Here is a 2,843-nt window from a genome sequence, read left to right on the forward strand (position 1 = left end):
AACTGCAGCCGATCGCCGAGCACCCCAATGGCTCGACGGACCGGGAGTTCGACAGCCTGTTCACCGCCGACAAGCCGGTGATCTTCAACTTCCACGGCTACCCCTGGCTGATCCACAAGCTCGCCTACCGCTTCACGAACCACGAGAACCTGCACGTGCGCGGTTACAAGGAGCGCGGCAACATCAACACGCCGCTCGAGCTCGCGATCCTGAACCAGACCGACCGCTTCACGCTGGTCATCGACGTGATCGACCGCGTGCCGGGACTCGCGGCCAAGGCGGCCCATCTGAAGGAGCAGATGAAGGACGAAATCATCGACAATCTCAACTACGCCCACGAGCACGGCACCGATCGCGCCGAGATCAGCAACTGGGTGTGGCCGTACTGACATCGCGTATTTCGGAGTGCCGGTGACATGGCTGGAGCAAACCGCAGGACGATTGTCAAGCAAGCTTCTGGAGAGCATCGCCGCGCACGCGTGGCCGAACGTGCGCGGCACGAACGCATCGAGCACCGCTTCTGGGGAGTCAGAACTTCGATATGAGCGTTCAAATTTCAGACAATGCCGACGGAATCTTGACGGTCCGCATAAGCGGAAAACTGACCGAATCAGAGCTGACCGACCTGCAGAGCCGGACGGCAGCGGCGATTAGGACCTACGGTCGCGTCCGCGTCCTCGTGTTGGCGGAGCGTTTCGAGGGTTGGCAGCGAGGCGGCCAGTGGGACGACTTTTCCTTCGAGGAGGAATACGACCCGGATATCGAGCGGATAGCGATCGTCGGAGACAGGCAATGGAAAGACCTGGCGCTGATCTTCGCGTGTAAGGGCATCCGGCCTTTCCCGATCGAGTACTTCGCGCCGGGCGAGTTCGAAAAAGCGCGCGCGTGGCTGACCGGGCCATAATGCACCCGCGATGAGACATTGAAAGGATTTCCCTTCACCCACCCTGGAGGCTAACCACGAAGGAGACCCAAAGTGACGATTGGATCCACGCGCAATACCGCTTTCCAAACACCCGGTTCTCCGCCGACGACCGCCACTACGACGTTGCTTGATCGTCTCTTAGCTCCCTCCTTGGCGGACGGACGTCGGCGACTGAAGATGCGCGTGGCGCTGATGGCCGCGGTTGTCGCGCTGACGTTGGGCGTCGTTACCTTGATTTTCTATCCGTTGGCCACCAACGTCGGCGGCGAATGGTTAGGAGGCAGCCTGGGGGTGGCGGCTCTGTCCGTGGTGGTCTCGGTCCTGACCGCCGTGGGGCTTTCACCCGTCCTGCGCCGGCGGGACGACCGGCTGCTGCAAGCGGCCTCCTCGGTGGCGCGCCACAACATCGAACTGCTGGCGGTACTCGGGAAGTTGACCGAACTGCGAGATGCCGAAACGGCGGGCCACAACCTCAGGGTTGCCTTCTATACGCTGATGTTCTCTGAGGCCTTGGGCTTGTCGCCCGCCGCCGTGCTGCGCGCGACCAAAGGAGCCTTTCTCCATGACATTGGCAAGCTCGTAGTGCCGGAACGCGTGCTTGGTAAGCCGGGGCCCTTGACGCCCGCCGAGCAGATAATCATGCAGACACACGTACAGCTCGGCGTAGACTTGGTGAACCAGGCCGAAGTGCTGAACGACGTTGCGCCGGTTGTGGCCTGCCATCACGAGCATTTTGACGGCAGTGGGTATCCGCAGGGTTTGAAAGGCGAAGCCATTCCGCTCGAAGCCAGAATATTCGCCCTGATCGACGTGTTCGACGCTCTGACTTCTCCGCGTGCCTACAAGCCCGCGCTTTCCATCGCTGACGCCCTGGCGATCATGTCCGACGAGAGCGGGTCGCATTTCGATCCGACTTTGTTCGATCGGTTTGTCCACGCGGTACCGACCATTGTCCGTCAACTGCCACGGGATGAGACGGTCTTGGTGACCATGTTGCAGGAGCGGCTGTTGCACAGTTTCGACCGGTTCACTCTTTGGAGCCAGTGCTTACCCGAGGAGGCCTGCGGCAATGAAAGATGACCGAGGACTAAAACCGAGATCTGGTCCGGCATCGCGGCTTTCGGCCGAGCACTGGATTGTCTTATTCGCATTCGCAATCCGCTCCTGTTCGCCCGCCTGACAGAAACGGAGCGACACGATGCTGGCCTGGATTACCGAAACCTTGCGTGCTCACCCCGAACTCGCGATCTTCCTCACGCTGGCGATCGGCTTCTGGATCGGCTCGAAGAAGCTCGGCCGCTTCAGCCTCGGAGCGGTCGCGGGCACGCTGCTCGTAGGCATCCTGATCGGTCAGCTCGACATCCAGATATCGGATCACATCAAGTCGATCTTTTTCATTATGTTCCTCTTCGCGATCGGCTTCGGCATCGGACCGCAGTTTATTTACGGCATCGGCTCCACCGGCGCGCCCCAAGCCCTTTTCGCCGTAGTGGTCTGTATGCTCAGCCTCGCCTGCGTCTATATCAGTGCTCTCGTCGCCGGCTACGGCCCCGGACTCGCCGCGGGTCTTTTCGCTGGAAGCCAGACAATCTCCGCCTCGATTGGGCTTGCGACTGACGCGGTCCACCGGCTCAATCTCAGTGCTGACCAGATCACGCAACAGATCAACCTCATTCCCGTCGCCTTTGCGATTACCTATATTTTCGGCACGATCGGCACCGGCTGGATCCTGGCCTTCCTCGGACCGAAGCTTCTACGCGTCGATCTTGCCGTCGAATGCGCGCGTTACGAGCGGGAGATGTCGGTCGGCGCGCCGGCGACCGGCATGGAGAGCGGCTGGCGCCAGTACGAGGGTCGGGCCTATCGTATCCAGGAGGGCGTCAGCGTCGCCGGCAAGACCGTCGGCGAGGCCGAGGCG

Annotated in this window: 2 protein-coding genes and 2 pseudogenes; all 4 read left to right on the forward strand. The window is 61.2% G+C overall.

Going from position 1 to position 2,843, the window contains the following annotated elements:
* A pseudogene (locus WB402_RS10420) lies at positions 1-389 on the forward strand (phosphoketolase); the annotation flags it as partial.
* A gap of 188 nt (positions 390-577) precedes the next feature.
* Positions 578-904 (forward strand): STAS/SEC14 domain-containing protein, encoded by a 327-nt coding sequence (locus WB402_RS10425; protein ID WP_424207598.1) that lies wholly within the window; start codon positions 578-580, stop codon positions 902-904.
* Between the two features lie 72 nt (positions 905-976).
* Positions 977-2,005: an HD-GYP domain-containing protein gene (locus WB402_RS10430; RefSeq protein WP_424207600.1), complete on the forward strand. Its 1,029-nt coding sequence runs from the start codon at positions 977-979 to the stop codon at positions 2,003-2,005.
* Between the two features lie 118 nt (positions 2,006-2,123).
* Positions 2,124-2,843 (forward strand): annotated as a pseudogene (locus WB402_RS10435) (aspartate-alanine antiporter); the annotation flags it as partial.

This window comes from Sulfuricaulis sp. (assembly GCF_049587675.1).
Classification (GTDB): domain Bacteria; phylum Pseudomonadota; class Gammaproteobacteria; order Acidiferrobacterales; family Sulfurifustaceae; genus Sulfuricaulis.